Here is a 201-nt window from a genome sequence, read left to right on the forward strand (position 1 = left end):
CCATCGGCGCTGAAAGGCTTAGCTTCCGGGTTCGGAATGTAACCGGGCGTTTCCCTAACGCAATGACCACCGAAACACTATGAAAATTTGAACACCGGAATCATCACGGCTGTTCATTATTTCAGAACTAACACAGTGGACGCGAGCAACTGAGGACAAGCCCTCGGCCTATTAGTACCAGTCAGCTCCACCCGTTACCGG

Annotated in this window: 1 rRNA gene; it reads right to left on the reverse strand. The window is 51.7% G+C overall.

Annotation, left to right across the window (positions count from 1 at the left end):
- A 5S ribosomal RNA gene (gene rrf / locus IF19_RS0134430) occupies positions 1–74 on the reverse strand; the annotation flags it as partial.
- Positions 75–201 lie beyond the last annotated feature (127 nt).

Origin of the sequence: Streptomyces californicus (genome assembly GCF_000717645.1) — a bacterium.
GTDB lineage: Bacteria > Actinomycetota > Actinomycetes > Streptomycetales > Streptomycetaceae > Streptomyces > Streptomyces californicus.